This is a genomic window from Lysobacter sp. TAB13 (genome assembly GCF_052113885.1).
GTDB lineage: Bacteria > Pseudomonadota > Gammaproteobacteria > Xanthomonadales > Xanthomonadaceae > Lysobacter > Lysobacter gummosus.
On the sequence record NZ_JBFRDR010000303.1, the window covers coordinates 1 to 397 of the forward strand.

Genomic DNA, 397 nt, shown 5'->3' on the forward strand with positions numbered 1-397 from the left:
GATCCATTCCGGCGGTGCTTCCGCCAGCCAGGATACCGGCAGGTCGGGATCGAGTGCTTTGCCCTCGATCGACGTCATCATGCCTGCCAGGAGGTGCGTGCGTGGAAGTGCAAAGCTGGCGGGCAGGCGGCCGGCCAGAGCCCTGTCGAAATAGAGACAGGCGTCGAAATCGATCGCGTGCAGCGTACCGCCCGCCCCGCGCAGGAGATTCGGATTCGAGCGCGGCCGGTCGACATTGTGCAGGAAGCAATCCGCCTCCGCGATCGCCCGGAGACATGCCGCATCGTCGGGGCCAAGCTCCGCGGCTACGACCGGGGCGGTATTCGGGATGAAACCGACGCCGAGATTCCAGCCAAAGCTGCGCTGGATCATCTCGTCGAATTCGTCGGTACCGACC

General features: G+C 65.0%; 1 protein-coding gene. It reads right to left on the reverse strand.

From position 1 onward, the window contains the following. A partial coding sequence (locus AB4Y92_RS26275) for a hypothetical protein (RefSeq protein ID WP_441822292.1) occupies positions 1 to 397 on the reverse strand: 397 nt, incomplete at both ends.